Source organism: Hanstruepera neustonica, from assembly GCF_002895005.1.
GTDB classification, from domain to species: domain Bacteria; phylum Bacteroidota; class Bacteroidia; order Flavobacteriales; family Flavobacteriaceae; genus Hanstruepera; species Hanstruepera neustonica.
This window is the reverse complement of record NZ_POWF01000002.1, coordinates 369,686-390,519: the sequence shown is the minus strand read 5'-3', so window position 1 is coordinate 390,519 and position 20,834 is coordinate 369,686. Positions and strand designations below refer to the sequence as shown.

The following is a 20,834-nucleotide window of genomic DNA, read 5'->3' as shown; positions in this document are numbered from 1 at the left end:
AAGAAAATTTAAGCTTATTAAAAAGCATGTAATTTATATCTAATGTAGGATTTGGTTAGTATGAACAATTTCAATCCGTTTGAAATTCTGATGCGTTCGGTTGCAATTTTTTTTGAATCAGCTTTTTTTAGTTTTTTAAGTAACTTTAAATAGTATCTATAAGCAATATAAACGCCAAGCTTGCTTTCCATGGGTAGTTGAATGATTCCTTTGTAGGCTATATGCAAATCCTGTTCGATATCTTGAACAATTTCTTTTTTCGAAACATTATTCAACGCATTACTGGATAAGTTCGGGAAATAGGATCTGCCAAGTTTTTCAGTATCATCTTTAAAATCCCTTAAAAAATTAACTTTTTGGAACGCAGACCCTAAATGTTTAGCTGCGTGTTTCAAATCGTTGAATTTTTCTTCATCATTATTTACAAAAACCCGTAAACACATGAGTCCAACAACATCAGCAGACCCATAAATATAATTCTCATAATCTTCTTGGGTAGTATAATCTGAAACATACAAGTCAGCTTCCATGCGCTTTAGGAAGTCTTCAGCGTAGGTTTCTAGCTTGTAATGTCTGGCTACTTCTTGAAACGAATTTATAATAGGGTTTAGACTTATTTTTCGTTCCAAAGATTTATGATATTCATCAACAAAATCTTTGAATAGTTCACTTTGATCGTAGTTTTCAAATGAATCAACTATTTCGTCAGCATAGCGCACAAAACCATAAATGGCATAAATGGCTGGCCTGATTGAAGGAGCAAATAGTTTTATACCAAGTGAAAATGACGTGCTGTATGAATTGGTTACAATTTTACTGCATTTTAAACTTGATTTGTCAAATAATGCTTTCATAGTTTGTGATATTTATTGATTAAGTCACTGACAATTTTGCCAGAAATAAGAGAAGGTGGAACTCCTGGTCCAGGAACCGTTAACTGGCCACAGAAATATAAGTTCGATACTTTTTTACTTTTTAATTTAGGCCTTAAGATGTGCGTTTGCATTAAGGTGTTAGCTAAACCATAAGCATTGCCTTTATAGGAATGGTAGTCTTCTTTAAAATCTTTAACACAGTAAGATTCTTTGAACAAAATATGTTCTCTAACGGCTTCTCCTGTAATAGTTTCCAATCTGGTTATAAGTTGATCAAAATAACGTTCTCTAATGGCTTGAGTGTCCTCAATATCTGGAGCAATCGGAATAAGGAAAATACCAGCTTCTTTATCTTTTGGTGCAGATGAATCATCTGTTATACTCGGAAAACTGGCATAGAACAATGGTTTTTCAGCCCATTCTTTGGTATCATAAATGGTTTTGGCATGTGCTTCAAAATCGGTATCAAAAAACAAGGTGTGATGAGAGACGTTCTTGAGCTTTTTATTAAAACCAACATAGAATAATAAGGCTGAAGGCGCAAACGTTTTTTTATCCCAAAAGGATTCCGAATATTGCCTGAACTTTTGAGGTAAAAGCGATTCAGTATGATGGTAATCTGCACCGCTTAACAAAATATCACAATCAAAATAATCTGAATCGGTTATTACATGCGAAACTTTATCACCTGATAATTCTATCGTTCTTACTTCCGAATTGGTTAGAATCTTGACGCCTAGAGTAGTTGCTAGATTCGTCATGGCTTGAACAACTTGATACATGCCACCTTTTGGATGCCAAGTCCCAAGTTTAAAGTCTGCATAATTCATGAAATTATAGAAAGACGGTGTGTTACTTGGTTTCGCCCCTAGGAATAAAACTGGAAATTCTAGTATCTTTTGTAATTTTTCATTTTTCACATAACCAGATACTTGATTTTTGATAGTTTGAATAAACTCATGAAGTTTCAAAAATGTTTTACCATTGATAATTTCGAAAATATTTTCACCAGGCTTATAAACTAAATCTTTTATAGCTATGTTATAGTTTATTTGAGCCTTGTCAATAAACTTTTGTAAATTTTTACCACTTCCTGGCTCAATGGATTCGAATGTTTCTTTAATGTTTTCAAGATTATCAGAAATACTAACTGAATCATCTTTTCCAAAGTATATTTGATAGGCTGGATTGAGTTTTTCTAATTTATAATAATCTTTTGTGGATTTATTAAAATCATTGAAGAATCGCTCAAAAACATCAGGCATCCAATAAAACGTAGGCCCTATATCAAATGTAAAACCATCTTTTTTTAATTGGCGGGCGCGCCCACCGACTGTTTCGTTTTTTTCTAAAACAGTAACATGATGTCCACTATTTGCAAGATAACATGCTGCCGACAAGGATGAAAATCCCGATCCAATTATGATTATGTTTTTAGAAGACATCTTTAAATTTACGTTTTTTTAATTAAGTAAACCGGTAACCATAAATAGCTACCGGCTCACTAACTAACTAACTTAAAACAACTGAAATTAGTTCGTTTTAAATTTTAGATAATTAAAATAAGACTAATCTCAATATTAGTTTGGTAACATAACCTTGTTGAGTACATGTATGACGCCGTTAGCTGCTTGAACATCAACAGCAACAACACCAATATCTGTAGCTCCAGAACCATCAGTTATATCAGCAATGTTGTCTCCAGTTCCTGGAACATTAAGAGTAAATGATCCTCCTTGCAAAGAAGTGACTGGATTAGCTCCTGGCATTAAATCACCAGATGTCACATTAGCTTCACTAGCAACATGGTATAATAATACTTGAGTTAGGGTAGATTCGTCTGGAACACCTCCAAGGTCCTCAATTAGGGCATCAAAAGCGTCATTGGTCGGGGCAAAAACAGTATAATCGGGATTAATACCATCAGCATTACTTCCTGATGTTCTGGAAAGTATTTCTACAAAGTCGGTTCCTGGAGTCAAGTCTGTTAAGGCAGAAACTAAAGTGCTGAAGTTTGGGTCAGCAGCAGCAAATGTCACCACAGTTGGTAAGCCAATTACAGCATCAACAGCATGAATAATACCATTAGTTCCAACTACATCAGCTTCAAACACAGAAGAAATACCGTTAAACATGACACCATTGTCTGTATTGAAATACAAGCTCATGGCATTACCACCAGCTCCATTGGCTAGCGTATTGGTATATCCAGCACCTGCATTAATAAGAAATTCTGAATTAACTGCTGCGGATAACACATGATTTAATAAAATCTGTCTCAAAACAGCTGTGTCAACACTTCCTAGTGGGGTGCCATCCAAAAATGTTTCAAACGCATCATTGTCAGGAGCAAGAACTGTATAAGGGCCATCTAATCTTAAATCGGAAACCAAATCACCATCAGCAGCACCAAGAGCAGTTACCAAACTTGTAAAAGAAGGATTGTTAATGGCGTGGTCAACGATATCTGGAAGTCCTAGCACACCATTAATGATGTGTATAGTACCATTAGAAGCGTCAATATCTGGAGTTGTCACCGTGCCAGCATTGTTGAATCTAACACCGCTTGTAGTATCAAAGAAGATGCTAATATTCATTCCAGCAGCGCCGGTAGCACTACCTGAAGCATAACCTGCACCCATGGCAACCAAATCACTAGATGTTACATCAGCCATGATAACATGGTTTAATAAAATTTGTGATAGAACATCAGTAGGTACATCCTCCAGTGAAGCAAATCCGTTTTGGTTCAAAAATGCAGTAAATGCAGCGTTAGTTGGCGCTAAAACGGTGAAGGGTCCGTCACCATTTAATACATCAACTAAATTTCCATCTGCTCTGGTTAAGGCGGCTACTAAAGTCGATAATTCAGGAGTGTCTAGGGCAATCTCAACAATATTTTGTTGTTGTGGGGTTGGATTAAAGGGTATTGAATTGTCGTCGTCACTACTACATGACACACCCAATAAAGTCATGCAGAATAATAGTAAAGTAATTTTAATAGTTTTCATTTTGTCAATTGTTTTATGTTATATGTTAGACAAAAGTATAAATAATTTTTTAATTGTCAAATAATTATACAAAATAATTAGACAAAAAATTTATTTATTAATTGTGTGCTTTCATTTTTTTGTATAAGTTTGTAATGTAAAACGCTAGACATGAGTAAATATACTATGGCACAAATCGTGACTTTAACAGGTATCAATGCCCATACCTTGAGAAAGTGGGAAACACGATATAATATTATAGAACCCGAAAGGACTGATACCAATATTAGGTATTATTCAGATGCTCAACTTAAAAAGCTTTTGAACATCAGCCTATTGACAAAAAACGGTTTCAGGATTTCCAAAATCGATAAAATGTCTGAATCTGAAATCCATGAAGCGGTTAGTAATCAGGTTTCAGATGGACACCATGAAGCTGAAATAAATGCACTGATTGCAGCCATGTTGGATATGGATGAAAGGGCATTTGATCAAATTTTTAAAGAACAAATAATCAAACGTGGTCTTTTAGCTACTACCGTTCAAATTATCTATCCCTTTTTAAATCAGGTTGGTGTGCTTTGGGGAATTGATAAAGTGATGCCAGCTCAAGAGCACTTTATATCAAGTCTTATTAAAAAACGATTTTACTCGTCCATTGATCAATTACCTTATTCAAAAAATGAGTCGCCATCAATAGTGATGTTTCTTACGGAATATGAGCACCATGAGTTGGGTCTTTTACTTGCTTATTATATCGCAAGAAAAATGGGATGGAAAGTTTACTATTTGGGACAAAATGTTCCCATAGTCAATTTGAAACAGGTCTTACAGGATGTCAAACCAGATGTCATGTTCACCATGTTCGTCACACCAATTCATAAAACAATTATACCTAAAGTTGATGACCTTTTTGCCCATGCTGGAAACACACCATTGTGGGTTTCAGGTAACCCTGATAACATAGATGAATTAAAAAATGATAAAAGGGTCTTTTATTTACCAACACCTGAAGATTTTATTGATAAACTGAAAGAGAAAGATTGATGAATGTCATCAAAAAAAAAGAACCCACTCGATTGAGTGGGTTTTTTATTTGGTTGTATGGATAGTTGTTAATTAATACTTATACATTATGATAAAGTATATTGTTCAATGATTAATAGCTTTGTAAAACTATCATTTTTTTTGTAAGAATAAAGAGACCGTATTAATTTTTAGATTAACCACCTTTTAAATTCGATTACAGTTTTTTTTTGGTTGATTTATTCGTTTAAATGCTGTGGTTTAGATTTAATAAATCGTCTAAATAATTTCGTGAATTTGATAATCTGGGAACTTTGTGTTGGCCGCCTAATTTATTCTTCTCTTTGAGCCAATCATAGAACAAACGTTCACGCGCCATATGGATTTTAGGTTTATTCAACGTCATGTTGTTGTATCGTTTTGCTTCGTAATCTGAATTCAAGGCTTTTAAAGCATTGTCTAGCAGTTCGTTGAAATAATCAATATCATTGGGAGGTGTCTTGAACTCAATGAGCCATTCGTGAGCTCCTTTTTCTTTGCCATCCATAAAAATGGGTGCTGCTGTATAATCTACAATCTCTGCTTTAGTTTTTTTACAAACTTTTTTCAGTGCATCTTCGGCATTTTCAATGATTAACTCTTCTCCAAATGCGTTAATATGATGTTTGGTTCTTCCTGAAACTTTAATTCTATAGGGGTTAACAGATGTAAACCTTACTGTGTCACCAATTTTATAGCGCCAAAGCCCAGCATTGGTAGTAATAATTACAGCATAATTTTTATTGACTTCTACCTCACTCAATGGAATAACTTTTTCGTTTTTGGTACCATAGGTATCCATAGGAATAAATTCATAAAATATGCCGTAGTCTAACATCAACAATAATTCACTGGATCTATTTTGATCTTGTATGGCAAAAAAACCTTCAGAGGCATTATAGATTTCGTAATATCTGAAATCTTTTTTGGGTAGAATTTTTTTATACTGATCAGCATAGGGCAGAAAACTCACGCCTCCATGAAAGTAGACTTCTAGGTTGGGCCAAATATCAAAAAGATTGTTTTTGCCCGTTTCCTCCAAAACGTTATTAAGTAGTACAAGCATCCAAGATGGTACACCAGCCAAACTGGTAACATTTTCTTGAATCGTTTCATTTACAATGGCTTGCATTTTTTCTTCCCAGTTACTCATTAATGAAACTTTGCTACTTGGTGTACTACTGAATTCAGCCCAAAAAGGCATGTTATCTATAAGTATGGCTGAAAGATCTCCAAAAACGGTTCCGTTTTCTTTATATAGTTCTTTACTGCCTCCAAGCCTTAAACTTTTTCCAGTGAATAATTGAGAGTCTTCATTGTTGTTGAGGTACATGCAAAGCAAATCTTTACTCGCTGCATAATGACAATCCTCTAATGAATCTTCACTAACAGGGATAAATTTGCTTTTCGCGTTAGTAGTGCCACTAGATTTGGCGAACCATTTTATGGGTTGCGGCCAAAAGATATTATCTTCACCCAAACGCGATCGCTCAATATAATCTTGATAGTCTTCGTAAGTTGATATGGGAATCTGCTCTGTAAATGCTTGATAACTATTGATGGATTCAAAGCTGTATTTTTTACCAAGCTCGGTGTCTTTTGCTTTAGCCAACAAGTTGTTTAGTAATTCTGTTTGTACTTCATTGGGGTATTTTAGAAACAATTCAATTTGATGAAATCGTTTTTTTAAAAACCATGAAGCAATTGAATTTACTATAGGAATTGGCATATTTGCATTATCTTTAAAAAAAACTAAAAATAATACTTTTTTTTATGACCTACCAAGGTGTTCTGACAAAAATGGAGAGTGAGTTTCTGGAGCCAATTCAATACTATTTGGTGTTTGAGAATGACTTTATCAATATTAACCAATTATTGGAAAAACGAATAACTTTAGAGTTTGTTGTTTATCAGTGTTTAAACTGCGGCTTAAACAAGCCCATATTCAGACAAGGATTCTGTAAAAGCTGTTTTTTTGATATTCCGCAAGCTGCCGATTGGATCATGAGACCTGAATTGAGCACAGCGCATTTGGATCAAGAAGATCGGGATCTAGAATATGAAAAGAAGGTGCAGTTGCAACCCCATATTGTGTATTTAGCAAATTCCAGTAATGTTAAAGTTGGCGTAACCCGAAAAAGTCAGGTGCCCACGCGATGGATAGATCAAGGTGCTCATGAAGCCATTGAGATTGTTGAGGTGCCCAATAGGTATTTGGCTGGTATAACGGAGGTAGCACTTAAGGAGCATGTTAGTGATAAAACCAATTGGCGCAACATGTTAAAAAATGACATTCAAGATGAAGATTTGGTAGCATGGCGTGAACGTTTAAAATCTTACATTCCTGAAGAAGCGCATGACTACTATATTGCTAATAATACGGAAACCAATTTGGTTTTTCCTGTTGACAAGTATCCTGAAAAACCTAAAAGCTTAAACTTGGTTAAAGAGAAACAATATTCAGGAAAACTGGTGGGTATTAAAGGGCAGTATTTGATTTTTGACGATGATAGGGTTTTTAATATTCGATCTAACGAAGGTCTTGTGATAGGATTGAGTTTATAAAATAAAAAACGCACTATTTCAATATAGTGCGTTTTTTAAAATTGTGTAAGTTTAAAAAGACTAAATATCTTCTTGATCTCTTAAGCTTTGTATGTATGATGCTTTTTGAATTTCACGTCTACGTTTAACTGAAGGTTTTGTAAAAAATTGTCTTTCTCTTAAGTTTTGCATAACCTTAACGTTTCTGTGTTTACGCTTGTAACGTTTTAATGCTCTTTCGATATTTTCGCCTTCTTTAATCTCTATTTTAATCATAAATTCTGTTTAATTCTTAAATTTCTCATAAGTTACGGCTATTATTTTAATTAAGCGTATCCTTTTCCTTTTTATTCTTATTTAGAATACCTCCCAAAATATTTTTAATGGTTTGTTGACCGCTAGTTGTGTTGCTTGAAGTTGAATCTTGTGTGCTTGAAGAATCATTGGTGTTTTCTGAATTCCCACTAATAATATCTCCCAAAATGTCCTTGACGGTGTCTTGCCCTTGATTCAATAATTTTTGTTTCTGTATTTCCAATAATTGATTCATTAAGTTGGAAACACTTGAACTTAAATCCGTTTTCACCTGCGGATTTGTAAATGACCCTGTCAAGTTAGCAGTAACGGGAATACTAATTTTATTGACTTCAGGGTCGTTTATTTGTCCTATAAGTCTGTTTACGTCACTGCCTAAATATTTTGCTGGGACATTAAAAACCACATCGTAGTCCATAGTTTTGTCAAATCCATGGTTTCCAGCTACAGCTATATCAATATCGTCATATTTAAGATAAAACGGTTTCACATTCACACCACCATCCTCAAAAGTCAAAGAGGTTTTTAAATCCTTCAGATTTAATTTATCAAAGTCAACAAAACTTATTTTGTCTTCCAATGCTTTTAAAACAGTACTGTTGTCCGAATTGAATTGGGTAGTCATTAATTCAGCAAAAGCATTTCCAGAAACAGTCTGTAAGTTGGGTGAAAACGATTCGTTCAGCATACCTTGTAAGTTGATTGTTGAATTTAACTTACCATTAAATACCTTGGCTATTGGTGCTAAAGCGTGCAATAAATCTAAATCGGTGAAAGATTGTGCAATATCAAATCCATCAGCTCCTAAATTTAAATTAAATGAAGGTGTTTTCGCTTGGGTATTAACATCACCAGCAATAGTCATTTTACCATCAAAAATGTTTGAGGTCATATTTTGTAGACTGGCTATTTGATCTTTTATAACAAGTTTACCCGTAACATTTTTTAGATTGAGGTTGTCATAAACTACTGTTTGAACGTTGGCATTAATGGTGCAATCCAAAAAGGCTGGGATTTTTAGTGATTCACCTTCGGAAGTTGTTTTGTTCGATTCTATAGAATCGTCATCAGCTACCATAAAATCACTTACCAAAAATTGTTTGGAATTCACATTGAAAGTTCCTTGAAGGTTTTTGTCACTCAATAAGAAACCTAATAAATTGGTAATGGTCCCTGTAGCCGCAATATCACTGTTGCCTGAAATAGCATCGAATGCATTTAACGATACGGTTCCTGGGTTAAAACTCATTTGAGCCGTTTTTATATGAATGGGATTGACAATATCTTCAGAAGAAAACACAAAATCAGAAACACTGGCCGTTCCATTGTTTTTGATTCGATTATAAGCATTGGTTTCAATGGCATTCATATCAAATTCGGTATTCAGTTTGGCTTTTAGGATACCGCTCAATTCCTTTTCAAGTTCAATAGGGTAGGCCTTTGAAATATTGGCAAGATTTAAAGTGCCATCTATATTGGCATTCACCAACATGTTTTCGGTAATATTCTTAAGCGTTGCAGACGATTTGAATTCATCTGCATCAATCTTAAAATTAAACCTGTTTATATTTACAAAGGTTTCATCGGGATTACCAGTTGTGTTTTTTAGAGCAGCGTCAATTGAAATATTTTCAACGCGTTTTGGTAAATCAGGGTATTTAAATGAGGCATTGTTTGATAGTATACTAATATCCAATTCTGGGATGGTTTCCTCTGAAAGCAGACCCCTAATGATACCATTCACCTTAAAATCACCTTGTGTTTCTACATCGGCAATGCTTTTAGAATAATTGGACGGAATGACCGCTAGAAAATCTTTAAATGAAGCACCAGGATTTTGAAAGGACAAATCAAATTGCTGGCCATTATCAACCTGTTGTACAAAACCATCAAATTTCAATAGAAGATCATTGATATACCCTGTGTTTTCTTTAAATGTGTATTTGTTGTTCGCTAAATCTAAATCAATTAGCGCATCCAGTTTTAAGGTGTTGTTGTTTAAGTAATTGGTACTATCAATGGTTAAACTCAAACGCGCATCGGTTTCAGTTTCCAATTCAGAGATATCACCCGAAAAAGTCCCTTTACCAATATGGTTGAACTCTGTTATATAAAATGTGGTATTATTAGTCTCATCAATATAAGTAAGCGCACTGTTTTCAATACGATAGTCTTGAACATCAAATGTAAAGCCATTCGAGTCAGAAAGATCTTGATCATTGTTTTTGGATGGCTTTAAAATGTCATAATTAACATCGCCTAGTTTATTGGTTTTAAGTGTTAAAAGGGTTTCATCAACATAAATTTTGTTGATAATCAAAGCCTCATCTCCCGAAGTCTTAAAAACTTCGGCAATTGGCAAGGTTAATGAAATGGATTTGGATGTTGCCAAAGTTTCACCTTCAAAGGGTTTGTAAGTAGTTATGGCCAGATCGTTAATGTCAACCTGTGCATTGGGGAAGCTTTTAATTAAGCTTAAGTTTACCGAACTAAAAGATACCTTGGCATTCAGGTTTTCGTCGGCATAACGCTGTACAATGGTTTCTATTTGGGATTGCAATACAAAAGGAATTGCGAATAAAATTAGTAAGAAGATAAGTAAAGTAATTCCAATAATTTTGAATACTTTTTTCATAAAATGTGATTAAGTGTTTAGCTATCAGTATATACGTATAGAATAACCTAAAGGTTGCCTGAAACCAAAACTTTAATAAAACTTTAGTAATTACTGCAAAGGGATTTCATCATTGATTTTCAGCTTAAATCGCCTTCTGAACAGAAAAACACCTAGATATAGAAATGGGGTGTCCAGAATGGCAATTAACACCTTAAATAAAAATCCTGCTATCAATAAACCCAGAAATTTATCCCATTCAATAATATGGAATGAGCACAGCAGCAATAAAATGGTACAGGTATCCACAAACTGTGAGAAAAAGGTTGAAAAATTATTGCGTAGCCAGAGGTGTTTGCCTTTCGTCAGGCGTTTCCAAAAATGATAGATTTGTATATCCACAAACTGTGCAAATAAGTAAGCTAGCATGCTGGCCAACACGGCAATAGCCGTACTACCAAAAACAGTTGTAAATAAATCATCTGTTACTGGAGACCATGTTGTTGCAGGAACAGCATTGGCTGTATACACAATAAGCATGGAGAAAAATGATGCAAAAATTCCCGTAACCACCACTTGATTGGCGGCTTTTTTGCCATAAATCTCACTGATTAAGTCTGTTATTAAAAAGGTAATGGGATAGGGCAGAATACCCACCGAAATTTCAAATAACTTGGTTCCAAAAATCTCAACATCTATAGGATACCAATAAAAAAACTTTTGAAAGATGAGATTGGAAACCACCAACGAGGTAATGAATAGTGCCGCTAGGAGTAAATAAATACGATGGGCTAGTAATCGGTCTTTTAAAGTCATTTAAAATTGTGGATAAATAGACTTTGTAAATATAAACTATTAAATTTTCTTTTAGTTATTTTGGCATGCGCTATGAGTCAACAAAATGCTGTTTATATATCTCTGGGAAGTAATCAAGGTGACCGATTACAAAACTTGCAATTGGCAGTGGATGCCATTTTTAAACAAGTTGGAAATGTGAAGCTAATTGCTAAAGTCTACAATACACCAGCTTTAGGATTTAAAGGTCCTGATTTCCTGAATACCTGTTTGATGCTTTTAACTGATTTATCTGCCCAAGAGGTTTTGGAGGGTCTATTAAAAATCGAATCGCAAATGGGTCGTGAGCGCTCGCAATCTGGTGGCTATGAATCGCGAATAATTGATTTAGATATTTTATTGTTTAATGATGAGGTTGTTCATACTAAAGAACTTACTATTCCGCACCCGCAGATTCCAAATCGTCGATTTGTATTACAGCCACTCTATGAAATTGCTCCAAAACAGGAACATCCTGTATTGAAAGTACCTATTTCTGAATTGTTGAAGCAATGTAGTGATGACAGTGTTTTGGAATCGATTAATATTTGGTTGAAGAACCCAAGTAAGCAATATGGTTTGTCGCAATTCAATTACATAGCCATCGAGGGGAACATTGGTGCCGGTAAAACTAGTTTGGCTACCAAAATCTCAATTGATTACAATGCCAAACTCATTTTGGAACGATTTGCCGACAATCCGTTTTTGCCCAAGTTTTATGAAGATGCGAAGCGCTATGCCTTTACTTTGGAAATGAGTTTTTTGGCCGACCGTTACCAACAAATTTCTGATGATTTATCGCAATTGGATTTGTTTAAGGATTTTATAGTGAGCGATTATGACATCTATAAATCTTTAATTTTCTCAAAAATTACTTTGCCCGAAGACGAGTTCAGATTGTACCGACGCTTGTTTTACCTGATGTATAAGGATATTGCCAAACCCGAATTGTATGTGTATCTCTATCAGAACACGGAGCGTTTGCAGGAAAACATTAAAAAACGAGGTCGCGATTACGAGCAGAATATCGATAATGACTATTTAGATAAAATCAATGCAGGATATCTGGAATTCCTAAAAAATCAAACGGATTTGAATGTCAAAACCATTAACATTTCGGATAAGGATTTTGTAAAAAACCGTGAAGACTATCTGTGGATTTTAAATGAAATTTGTAATGGCGTATAGCATTATCACCCAAAACGATATTTTGGTTGTTGGCAAGAATGCCCAAGTAGATTTTCAGACCATGCCCATGAAAATGGGTCAGTTGGCCAGAGAGTTCATGCCCAGAAGACATGAGATTGTAGGCATAGTAGGAACACATAGTTTTTCTATTCAAGATTATGCTAACAAAGATTTTAATAAGATAACACCACAAACCACATTTGACAAATGGGTAGCTGTTGAAGTTGAAAATCATAATCACGTTCCTGAAGGCATGCAGCCCTTCATTTTAAAAGGCGGCGACTTTTTATTGGTTGATTATAAAGGTAGCTTGCCCGATTTCCCAATACTCTGGCAAACTATTTTAACCGATTGGTTGCCTAATTCTAAATATGAACTGGACAACAGACCACATTTTGAAAAGTTACCTGAAAGTTACAATCCGCAAAACGCAATTAATGAAGAACAGGTTTGGGTGCCTGTGAGGTTGAATTGATTTTTTTGTCCAAATAATTAGGATGAATCAGTTGATAGCTTTCTTGTGTTTTAGCATTAAGCTACATTTTTTAAAAGCGTGATTGACAATAAGATTAGTGATTATTGACTCATTCTTTTACATAAAGTGATTTATCGAAGAATAATCTTCTTCCGAAATTTTTATTATTTAGTTTATTTCTCTCAATAATTACACCTCGAACCCTCTTACTCCCAGATTCCTCATATATAAGCCCAAAATGCACAATAAGATTTAGGGGTAAATCTAATTCTGTTAATTCAGGATGAGGTATTTTGTCGTTTTTTAAACTATAAAAAGTATCTAATTCAATTTCAAAAAGATTTGAGAAGTCATCCTTTAATTCTTCGTCGTAAGTTGGAAGTAAAATATACATATCTGAATTATAACTTATTCTTGGTTCCAAGATAAATCTAAATTCAGTGACCTCTCCAAGTTGAGTTGTATCTTTAAAAATAGCTTCAAAATAATTACCCCCAATGGTATCATTTTTTTTATTAACTACCCAAATTTGATTAACATATTCCTCCCCATTTACGTTTATATATTCTACAATGCTATCCTTGTTAGTGGTCTGGATTTTTTTTATTCCGACTTTATTTGTTGATTTAATAATTGGAGCACCTTTTCTTTTTTTATCAGATTTACAGCTAAAAATTGAGATACATAAAATTAGAATAAAAATTTGCCTCATTAGTTTATTTGTATTATTGATTGTTATTTTGATTGATTCTTGTGGATATTAATTAATTCTAATGTGAACGAAAGTAATCTATTAAACTTTTAAAATCAAACTGTACTAATAGTTGGTATACAATGTCGTCACAATCCGCCCTTTATGATCATCCAAAACAATTTCGCTTAAGATACTTTGAGATTTGGCTTTAAAATTAAAAGGAGGTTGCATTATATCAACACCACTGTTGTTTTTCAATCTGATGCCTTGCCCTGAAATAATATTGCGGTTTGGTACAAAGTCGCCCATTGGAAGGTGTTCGGTGAGTATAATGTATCGGTAAGTCGTTAACTTATTAAGAATATCTTGTATTTCAGCATTGGATAAATGTTGTAACACTTGCCGTATAATGATGCAATCTGCTTTAGGGAGTTCGTCTTTAGAAATATCTAAACACACAAAGCTTATGTTGTCATTTTGATACAGCTTTTGGTTTCTTTCAATGAGTCCTTCGACAATATCAATACCTACATAGCTTTTGGTAAAAGGTGCTAATTGTTTACTGATATTAAAATCACCGCAACCTAAATCGCAAACAGTTAAAGGGTTTTTATGACTTTTTAGAAACGATGTGACACTTTTTATGTATGGTTTAACTATATGTGCCTTGTGCGAACCTTCTCCCGAATAAAAATCATGGTCTTTCCCACCCCAAAGATGCTGGTCATAGATTTGCTCCATTACGGCTTTAGTTGGCCAAGGTTTTTTGGACTTTTTGATCATGGTTTTATTCTTCAAATTCCAAAATATCACCAGGCTGACAATCCAAGACCTTGCAAATGGCTTCCAAAGTGCTAAATCGAACGGCTTTGGCCTTACCAGTTTTGAGTATGGAAAGGTTGGAGAGCGTTACACCAACACTTTCCGAGAGTTCGTTGAGGGACATTTTTCGTTTCGCCATCATGACGTCTAAATTTACAATGATTGGCATGGCTTAAATAGTTAATTCGTTTTCAGTTTGAATGTCTATCCCTTTTCTGAAAATGATAGCAATAACATAGATTATAGCTGCCATCAGAATAAAGGCTTGGCTATCTGCCCAAAACATATTTAGCATATCGGTATCATACCCTTTGTGTTGTAGGTTTTTAGCAGTCTGAAGACCTAGATAACTCAACAACCCAATTGAAAAGGTGTAGTAACTAATTTGTGAAATCTTTTTTGATACAAAATCATTGAATGGTTTTGACAGGTCAATTTTGGTTACCAGCACAATGACTTGGTAAAATAAAATAGCTTTAAGAATGGATATAATTAAGATAAAACTATACATGCTAAAGTAAGCCCACTTACTGCGATCATACATTTGGCTTAAATCTAACTTTTGATACAGATTTTCAACAAATTCAGGTTTGAAAAGACTGAAAATAAAGTTTACGATAAGGCCTCCTGCCTCAATGCATAAACCTACAAAAATGATCCAAGCAACAATTTTTAAGAAGTTGAATACGAAATTATTTGTTTTCATAGTAGTATTATTTTAAATAATAATAACAAATAACGGCAAATATATATTGAAAAACAATAAATATTTTGTAAAAAATAATAAATACCGATATTTCACTCCATATCAAGTGAGGAATTCATTATCTTGGATACCTGCCTGCGCAGGAATAACAAGAAGATTTAGAAAAATGAGAATAGTTTATAAGATACTGAATCATCTTTCGAGTGCATTTCGACAAGTTTAGTGTGACGCCTCTTCGTTCAGGATGACAAACTTTCTAGTTTACTAAACACATCCCACACCACGACACCACAACTCACAGAAATATTTAAGGAATGCTTGGTGCCAAACTGAGGGATCTCCAGAACAACATCACTATTAGAAACCACATCTTGCTGGACACCCTTGACCTCATTGCCGAATACTAGAGCGTATTTTTGGTCGGGTTTGGGCGTAAAGTCATTAAGCATCATGGCGTTTTCGGCTTGTTCAATGGAACAAACGGTTATGTTTTCAGCTTGAAGTTTTTTAACCAATTCAAGCGTGTCTGTAACATATTCCCATGCCACTGTTTCGGTACTGCCCAATGCCGTTTTGTGGATATCTTTATGAGGTGGTTTGGCTGTAATACCGCAGAGATAAATTTTTTCAATTAAAAAAGCATCGCTAGTTCTAAACACCGATCCAATGTTGTTTAAACTCCGGATATTGTCCAAAACAATAATTAAAGGCGTCTTTTCGGTGTTTTTAAACTCATCAACACTCAATCGGTCCAGCTCGCTATTTTTTAATTTACGCATGTTAATTTCTTATGATAATTGTAGATAACTTATAAGTTTCAGGTTTTAAAAACCTTAAATTAATAAGTACTTTAGCAATCCTACATTTTATGCAAAAGTAACATATAAAAATCAGTTAATCATTGGCTAAAAAAGTTAAGAAGGAAACACCGTTAATGAAGCAGTACAATACCATCAAGGCCAAGTATCCTGATGCCCTGTTGCTGTTTCGTGTGGGCGATTTTTATGAAACTTTTGGTGAAGATGCTGTGCGTACAGCCAAAATATTGGATATTATTCTCACCAAACGTGGCGCTGGCAGTGAGAGCGAAACCGAACTAGCAGGTTTTCCACACCATTCCTTAAACACCTATTTGCCTAAATTAGTTAAAGCTGGTGAACGCGTGGCTATTTGTGATCAGCTGGAAGATCCCAAACAAACCAAAACCATTGTAAAACGTGGGGTAACTGAATTGGTGACTCCTGGAGTTGCTTTGAATGATGAGGTGCTGAAATCAAAGTCCAATAATTTTTTATGTTCGGTTTATTTTGGTAAAACCTTTATTGGAATTTCTTTTTTAGATATTTCTACTGGTGAATTTCTCACCTCCCAAGGAAATGCTGAATATATTGATAAATTACTTCAGAATTTTAGCCCAAGTGAAATATTGGTTTCCAAGCAAAAAAGAATGCATTTCAATGAAACCTTCGGTCAGGATTTTCATACCTTTTATTTAGAAGATTGGGTCTATCAAACCGATTATGCCCATGAAACTCTAATCAAGCATTTCAATACCAAAACGCTCAAAGGGTATGGTATTGAAGATTTATATGAAGGTATCATTGCTTCAGGCGCTATCTTACATTATTTAAGCGAAACGCAACATCACAAGTTGCAACATATCATATCCATTAGTCGCATAGCTGAAGATGATTATGTGTGGATGGATAAGTTTACCATTCGGAATTTAGAGCTTTATCATTCTACTAATAACAATGCGGTAACCTTGCTGAATGTTATTGATAAAACTATTTCACCCATGGGTGGGCGCATGCTCAAACGTTGGCTGGCTTTACCGCTTAAGGATGTCAAAAAAATAAAACAGCGTCATGAGGTTGTTGACTTTTTAAGCAAGAACAAGTCCATTCTTCAAAAAATCCAAAACCACATCAAGCACATTGGTGATCTGGAGCGTTTGATTTCCAAGATTGCAACTGCGAAAGTGAACCCCAGAGAAGTTATTCAACTAAAAAATTCTTTGGAAGCCATTGTTCCGATCAAGGCTTTGGCGACAAATACCGATAATGAAGCGCTCAATATTATAGGTGATACCTTACAAAGTTGCGATCTACTGCGTGAAAAAATAAAAGAAACTTTAAATGAAGATGCACCTGTAAATGTATTAAAAGGGCATACTATTGCCGAAGGTTTTTCCATGGAACTGGATGAACTGCGTGCTTTGTCTACTTCAGGAAAGGATTATTTAGATAAAATGCTGGAGCGCGAGAGTGAACGCACCGGAATAACTTCTTTAAAAATAGCATCTAATAACGTGTTTGGTTACTACATCGAAGTACGTAATACTCACAAGGATAAAGTCCCTCAAGAATGGATACGTAAGCAAACTTTAGTTAGTGCGGAACGATATATTACCGAAGAACTTAAAGAATACGAAGCAAAAATATTAGGTGCAGAAGAACGTATTTTGGCTATTGAACAACAATTGTTTTCGGAATTGATTCAATGGATGACCCAATACATCAAACCCGTCCAACAAAATGCGCATGTAATTGGTCAACTTGACTGTTTGTGTGGATTTGCGCAATTGGCCAATGATAATAATTATACCTATCCAACAATTGATGATTCCTTTGATTTAGATATCAAAGATGGTCGTCATCCTGTAATCGAAAAGCAGTTGCCACCCAGTGAGGCCTATATTGCCAATGATGTCTATTTAGACCGTGAAAAACAGCAAATGATTATGATTACAGGTCCCAATATGTCTGGTAAATCGGCTATATTACGTCAAACAGCCCTTATTGTACTGTTGGCACAAACGGGGAGTTTTGTGCCTGCTAAATCGGCGAGAATTGGTCTTGTTGATAAAATATTTACCCGTGTAGGTGCCAGTGACAATATTTCTATGGGCGAATCGACTTTTATGGTGGAGATGAATGAAACGGCATCTATTCTAAACAATATTTCTGAACGTAGCTTGGTTTTGCTTGATGAAATTGGTCGTGGTACTAGTACATATGATGGGATTTCTATTGCTTGGGCCATAAGTGAGTATTTACATGAGCATCCAGCGAAAGCTAAAACCTTGTTTGCAACACATTATCATGAACTTAATGAAATGACGGAAACATTTGAGCGTATCAAAAATTACAATGTTTCGGTTAAAGAATTGAAAGATAATGTGCTTTTTTTACGTAAGCTTGTGGAAGGTGGTAGTGAACACAGTTTTGGTATTCACGTAGCTAAAATGGCAGGAATGCCGCAACAGGTTATTCATCGCGCAAATAAGATATTAAAGAAATTAGAAAAATCGCATTCCAGTGAAGAGTTGACTGATAAGGTGAAATCGTTAAAAGATGATGAGATGCAATTGAGTTTCTTTAATTTGGATGACCCACTATTGGAAAACATCAAAGAAGAGATCCTTCATATTGATATCAATACCCTGACTCCTGTGGAAGCACTCATGAAACTCAATGAGATAAAACGCATGTTGGTCAAGAAAAAACATGCCTAAAATAAAATCTATTATTTTTTTAAAAAGGCTTTGCATTTCCTAGAAATATTTTAAATTTGCATCCGCAATCGCAAGATTGTAAGTTCATTTAAATTGCGAAAGTAGCTCAGGGGTAGAGCATCACCTTGCCAAGGTGAGGGTCGCGGGTTCAAATCCCGTCTTTCGCTCTGAAAACTTTCTTGAAAAATAAATCGAGATGCTGAAGTGGTGGAATTGGTAGACACGTTGGACTTAAAATCCAATGGCCATTATGGCCGTGCGGGTTCAAGTCCCGCCTTCAGTACTAAAAAAAGCCGAAACTAATGTTTCGGCTTTTTTGTTTTATTGTAAAAAGTATACAACTAAAAAATGCCCTCAATTTTGAGGGCATTTTTTATTTCAAAAGATTCACTGATTAGTGACCTCCTGTTAATTCTTTAGCTTTTTCGTCTACTTTGTCAGCAGCTTTGTTGGCAGCATCATCAACAGCGTCAGCAGCATCGTCAACCATTTCACCTGCAGCATCAGCAGCGTTATCGATGGCTTCACCAGTAGCGTCAACAGCATCGTCAACAGCTTCACCAGCGTCTTCTACAGCTTCTTCAACTGCATCACCAGCATCTTCCATTGTTTCTTCAGTAGCATCAACAGCATTTTCTACAGCTTCCTCTGCAGAATCACCTTTTTTCTCATCTCTACAAGATGTGAAAGAAATACTTAAGGCTAATAAGAAAGCAACACTTAATAATAATTTTTTCATTAGTTTAAAGTTTTAGTGTTAATTAATAATGCGAATTTAATAACAAATTTGAAATGTCAATTAATTTTCTTAACATTTTTTAACATTGTTATTAACGTCACTTTAGGACTATATACGTATGTGGTTCATAATTTGGATTACGGCACCAGTATTTTTTTCAATAAAATTAAAGTTTTTTCTTCCGGAATTTTCTCTGAAGGCTTCATTGTTGGCTAACTTATTCATTATCAATTTAAAGGAATCGGCATCCTTAACTGGGAACATACCACCAATTTCAATCATGTTTTTAGCTTCAGGAAACTTATTGTAGTGGGTTCCAATAATAATTGGAATGCCAAATACCGCTGGTTCAAGAGTATTGTGTAAACCAGTTGAGCCTATAGCACCACCTACATAGGCAATATCAGCATAGCTGTAAATTTTGGAGAGTAATCCAATAGTGTCAATTATTAAAACAGAATATTCAGAAAGGTTTTGCCCTTTTTTTTCCGAGTATAGTACGGTTTTTTTAGAGAGATGTTGTTTTAGTTTTTGTATTTGACCACTTTTGATATTATGAGGTGCAATTATAAATTTTAGATTTTCAGGAGCATTATTGATATAGTCAATTAAGACATTTTCGTCTTCAGGCCATGTACTTCCTGCAACAAGACATAAAGAATCATTTTTGAAAGTTTTAATGAAATCTAATTCATTGTCTTGGCTTAATTGACTGTGAACACGGTCAAAACGCGTATCACCAGATACAGTCGTATTGTGGTAACCAATTTGCTCCAACAACTCCTTCGAATTGAGATCTTGAGTGAAAATATGTTCAAACGTAAAAAGTTTGTTTCGCATAAAGCCACCATAAAACTTGAAATAGGATTGATTTTCACGAAATAAGGCTGAAATCAATACGGCTTTAAGGCCTCGCTTTTTTAGTTCCTTTAAATAGTTTGGCCAAATGTCATATTTCACAAAAATGGTTAAATCCGGATTGACTAACTTCAAAAAACGATTGGCATTAAATGACGTATCTATCGGGAGATAGCATACAACGTCAGCCACAGTTGTGTTTTTTCTAACTTCATAACCCGATGGAGAGAAAAAAGTGAGTACGATCTTGTGATCTGGATACTGTTTTCTGACTTCCTGAAATACAGGTAGTCCTTGCTCGAATTCTCCCAAGGAAGCACAATGGAACCACAAACATTTGTCTGTTTCTTGGATGCTTTTTTTTAAAATCCGGAATGTTTCTGATCGGCCATTAACGCCTAATTTTATCTTATGGTTGAATAAGGCAATCACCTGGAGGCCAAGTTGCGCTAAAAGAATTCCAATATTGTATAAAATACCCAATGTTTGTACTTTGTTGCTAAAATACATTTCTTTAAAATAACATCCCGATTAAAATTAATATTATTAGTGAATCATTCATTGGTTTGCAAAGGTGAATTTTGTAATTTCGTAACGT

Annotated in this window: 19 protein-coding genes and 2 tRNA genes; 7 read left to right on the top strand and 14 right to left on the bottom strand. The window is 34.8% G+C overall.

Translation table 11 applies throughout. From position 1 onward, the window contains the following. Positions 1-17: 17 nt before the first annotated feature. The 3 genes from C1T31_RS06510 to C1T31_RS06500 form a co-directional block, all read right to left on the bottom strand. A complete protein-coding gene (locus tag C1T31_RS06510; RefSeq protein ID WP_103051665.1) occupies positions 18-854 on the bottom strand; it encodes a phytoene/squalene synthase family protein in 837 nt (278 codons plus the stop codon). Further along, complete coding sequence (locus C1T31_RS06505) at positions 851-2,320, bottom strand: phytoene desaturase family protein (protein ID WP_103051664.1); 1,470 nt, start codon at positions 2,318-2,320, stop codon at positions 851-853. The genes C1T31_RS06510 and C1T31_RS06505 overlap by 4 nt, the downstream gene beginning before the upstream one ends. A 135-nt stretch (positions 2,321-2,455) precedes the next feature. Beyond that, positions 2,456-3,886 (bottom strand): fasciclin domain-containing protein, encoded by a 1,431-nt coding sequence (locus C1T31_RS06500; protein WP_103051663.1) that lies wholly within the window; start codon positions 3,884-3,886, stop codon positions 2,456-2,458. A gap of 150 nt (positions 3,887-4,036) precedes the next feature. Here C1T31_RS06500 and C1T31_RS06495 point away from each other — a divergent pair, with 150 nt between their 5' ends. Continuing rightward, positions 4,037-4,912, top strand: coding sequence for a MerR family transcriptional regulator (locus C1T31_RS06495; protein ID WP_103051662.1), 876 nt, complete (start codon positions 4,037-4,039; stop codon positions 4,910-4,912). A gap of 226 nt (positions 4,913-5,138) precedes the next feature. Here the strand turns inward: C1T31_RS06495 and C1T31_RS06490 are convergent, their stop codons facing one another. Next, entirely contained in the window at positions 5,139-6,659 is a 1,521-nt protein-coding gene (locus tag C1T31_RS06490) for a GH3 auxin-responsive promoter family protein (RefSeq protein ID WP_103051661.1), read from the bottom strand. Positions 6,660-6,703: 44 nt separating this feature from the next. Between C1T31_RS06490 and C1T31_RS06485 the strand changes: the two genes are divergently transcribed. After that, positions 6,704-7,495 (top strand): DUF2797 domain-containing protein, encoded by a 792-nt coding sequence (locus tag C1T31_RS06485; protein WP_103051660.1) that lies wholly within the window; start codon positions 6,704-6,706, stop codon positions 7,493-7,495. A gap of 60 nt (positions 7,496-7,555) precedes the next feature. Here the strand turns inward: C1T31_RS06485 and rpsU are convergent, their stop codons facing one another. From rpsU to C1T31_RS06470, 3 genes are all read right to left on the bottom strand, one after another. Continuing rightward, positions 7,556-7,750: a 30S ribosomal protein S21 gene (gene rpsU / locus C1T31_RS06480; protein ID WP_103051659.1), complete on the bottom strand. Its 195-nt coding sequence runs from the start codon at positions 7,748-7,750 to the stop codon at positions 7,556-7,558. A gap of 46 nt (positions 7,751-7,796) precedes the next feature. Beyond that, positions 7,797-10,424 carry an AsmA-like C-terminal region-containing protein gene (locus C1T31_RS06475; RefSeq protein ID WP_103051658.1) on the bottom strand — a complete coding sequence of 876 codons (2,628 nt, stop codon included), beginning with the start codon at positions 10,422-10,424 and terminating at the stop codon, positions 7,797-7,799. Positions 10,425-10,514: 90 nt separating this feature from the next. Then, positions 10,515-11,219 (bottom strand): queuosine precursor transporter, encoded by a 705-nt coding sequence (locus C1T31_RS06470; protein WP_103051657.1) that lies wholly within the window; start codon positions 11,217-11,219, stop codon positions 10,515-10,517. A 72-nt stretch (positions 11,220-11,291) separates the two neighbouring features. Here C1T31_RS06470 and folK point away from each other — a divergent pair, with 72 nt between their 5' ends. Both folK and C1T31_RS06460 read left to right on the top strand, forming a co-directional pair. Further along, on the top strand, positions 11,292-12,425 hold the full coding sequence (gene folK, locus C1T31_RS06465; RefSeq protein WP_103051656.1) for a 2-amino-4-hydroxy-6-hydroxymethyldihydropteridine diphosphokinase: 1,134 nt from the start codon (positions 11,292-11,294) through the stop codon (positions 12,423-12,425). Next, complete coding sequence (locus C1T31_RS06460) at positions 12,415-12,900, top strand: GyrI-like domain-containing protein (protein WP_165780078.1); 486 nt, start codon at positions 12,415-12,417, stop codon at positions 12,898-12,900. The genes folK and C1T31_RS06460 overlap by 11 nt, the downstream gene beginning before the upstream one ends. A 109-nt stretch (positions 12,901-13,009) precedes the next feature. Here the strand turns inward: C1T31_RS06460 and C1T31_RS06455 are convergent, their stop codons facing one another. From C1T31_RS06455 to C1T31_RS06435, 5 genes are all read right to left on the bottom strand, one after another. After that, positions 13,010-13,612, bottom strand: coding sequence for a hypothetical protein (locus tag C1T31_RS06455; RefSeq protein ID WP_103051654.1), 603 nt, complete (start codon positions 13,610-13,612; stop codon positions 13,010-13,012). Positions 13,613-13,717: 105 nt separating this feature from the next. Beyond that, the gene (locus tag C1T31_RS06450; protein ID WP_243398902.1) at positions 13,718-14,335 is read right to left on the bottom strand and encodes a class I SAM-dependent methyltransferase; all 618 of its coding nucleotides are present in this window, start codon (positions 14,333-14,335) and stop codon (positions 13,718-13,720) included. A 46-nt stretch (positions 14,336-14,381) separates the two neighbouring features. Continuing rightward, positions 14,382-14,585, bottom strand: coding sequence for a helix-turn-helix domain-containing protein (locus C1T31_RS06445; RefSeq protein WP_103051653.1), 204 nt, complete (start codon positions 14,583-14,585; stop codon positions 14,382-14,384). A 3-nt stretch (positions 14,586-14,588) separates the two neighbouring features. Next, complete coding sequence (locus tag C1T31_RS06440) at positions 14,589-15,122, bottom strand: DUF2975 domain-containing protein (protein WP_103051652.1); 534 nt, start codon at positions 15,120-15,122, stop codon at positions 14,589-14,591. A 239-nt stretch (positions 15,123-15,361) separates the two neighbouring features. Continuing rightward, positions 15,362-15,901: an RNA methyltransferase gene (locus tag C1T31_RS06435; RefSeq protein ID WP_103051651.1), complete on the bottom strand. Its 540-nt coding sequence runs from the start codon at positions 15,899-15,901 to the stop codon at positions 15,362-15,364. A gap of 122 nt (positions 15,902-16,023) precedes the next feature. Between C1T31_RS06435 and mutS the strand changes: the two genes are divergently transcribed. The 3 genes from mutS (at position 16,024) to C1T31_RS06420 (ending at position 18,922) form a co-directional block, all read left to right on the top strand. Then, positions 16,024-18,639 carry a DNA mismatch repair protein MutS gene (gene mutS / locus C1T31_RS06430; protein ID WP_103051650.1) on the top strand — a complete coding sequence of 872 codons (2,616 nt, stop codon included), beginning with the start codon at positions 16,024-16,026 and terminating at the stop codon, positions 18,637-18,639. 95 nt (positions 18,640-18,734) lie between these two features. Beyond that, positions 18,735-18,806: transfer RNA gene (locus C1T31_RS06425), tRNA-Gly, on the top strand. Positions 18,807-18,837: 31 nt separating this feature from the next. Further along, positions 18,838-18,922 (top strand) — tRNA-Leu (locus C1T31_RS06420). A gap of 111 nt (positions 18,923-19,033) precedes the next feature. Here C1T31_RS06420 and C1T31_RS06415 read toward each other — a convergent pair. Both C1T31_RS06415 and C1T31_RS06410 read right to left on the bottom strand, forming a co-directional pair. Continuing rightward, positions 19,034-19,378, bottom strand: a complete 345-nt coding sequence (locus tag C1T31_RS06415; protein WP_103051649.1) for a hypothetical protein — start codon at positions 19,376-19,378, stop codon at positions 19,034-19,036. A gap of 108 nt (positions 19,379-19,486) precedes the next feature. Next, positions 19,487-20,719, bottom strand: coding sequence for a 3-deoxy-D-manno-octulosonic acid transferase (locus tag C1T31_RS06410; RefSeq protein ID WP_243398901.1), 1,233 nt, complete (start codon positions 20,717-20,719; stop codon positions 19,487-19,489). Positions 20,720-20,834 lie beyond the last annotated feature (115 nt).

Bases quoted from the DNA above. Each gene is read 5' to 3' on its own strand.
- C1T31_RS06510 (WP_103051665.1), bottom strand. From the start codon at position 854: ATGAAAGCATTATTTGACAAATCAAGTTTAAAATGCAGTAAAATTGTA.
- C1T31_RS06505 (WP_103051664.1), bottom strand. From the start codon at position 2,320: ATGTCTTCTAAAAACATAATCATAATTGGATCGGGATTTTCATCCTTG.
- C1T31_RS06500 (WP_103051663.1), bottom strand. From the start codon at position 3,886: ATGAAAACTATTAAAATTACTTTACTATTATTCTGCATGACTTTATTG.
- C1T31_RS06495 (WP_103051662.1), top strand. From the start codon at position 4,037: ATGAGTAAATATACTATGGCACAAATCGTGACTTTAACAGGTATCAAT.
- C1T31_RS06490 (WP_103051661.1), bottom strand. From the start codon at position 6,659: ATGCCAATTCCTATAGTAAATTCAATTGCTTCATGGTTTTTAAAAAAA.
- C1T31_RS06485 (WP_103051660.1), top strand. From the start codon at position 6,704: ATGACCTACCAAGGTGTTCTGACAAAAATGGAGAGTGAGTTTCTGGAG.
- rpsU (WP_103051659.1), bottom strand. From the start codon at position 7,750: ATGATTAAAATAGAGATTAAAGAAGGCGAAAATATCGAAAGAGCATTA.
- C1T31_RS06475 (WP_103051658.1), bottom strand. From the start codon at position 10,424: ATGAAAAAAGTATTCAAAATTATTGGAATTACTTTACTTATCTTCTTA.
- C1T31_RS06470 (WP_103051657.1), bottom strand. From the start codon at position 11,219: ATGACTTTAAAAGACCGATTACTAGCCCATCGTATTTATTTACTCCTA.
- folK (WP_103051656.1), top strand. From the start codon at position 11,292: ATGAGTCAACAAAATGCTGTTTATATATCTCTGGGAAGTAATCAAGGT.
- C1T31_RS06460 (WP_165780078.1), top strand. From the start codon at position 12,415: ATGGCGTATAGCATTATCACCCAAAACGATATTTTGGTTGTTGGCAAG.
- C1T31_RS06455 (WP_103051654.1), bottom strand. From the start codon at position 13,612: ATGAGGCAAATTTTTATTCTAATTTTATGTATCTCAATTTTTAGCTGT.
- C1T31_RS06450 (WP_243398902.1), bottom strand. From the start codon at position 14,335: ATGGAGCAAATCTATGACCAGCATCTTTGGGGTGGGAAAGACCATGAT.
- C1T31_RS06445 (WP_103051653.1), bottom strand. From the start codon at position 14,585: ATGCCAATCATTGTAAATTTAGACGTCATGATGGCGAAACGAAAAATG.
- C1T31_RS06440 (WP_103051652.1), bottom strand. From the start codon at position 15,122: ATGAAAACAAATAATTTCGTATTCAACTTCTTAAAAATTGTTGCTTGG.
- C1T31_RS06435 (WP_103051651.1), bottom strand. From the start codon at position 15,901: ATGCGTAAATTAAAAAATAGCGAGCTGGACCGATTGAGTGTTGATGAG.
- C1T31_RS06415 (WP_103051649.1), bottom strand. From the start codon at position 19,378: ATGAAAAAATTATTATTAAGTGTTGCTTTCTTATTAGCCTTAAGTATT.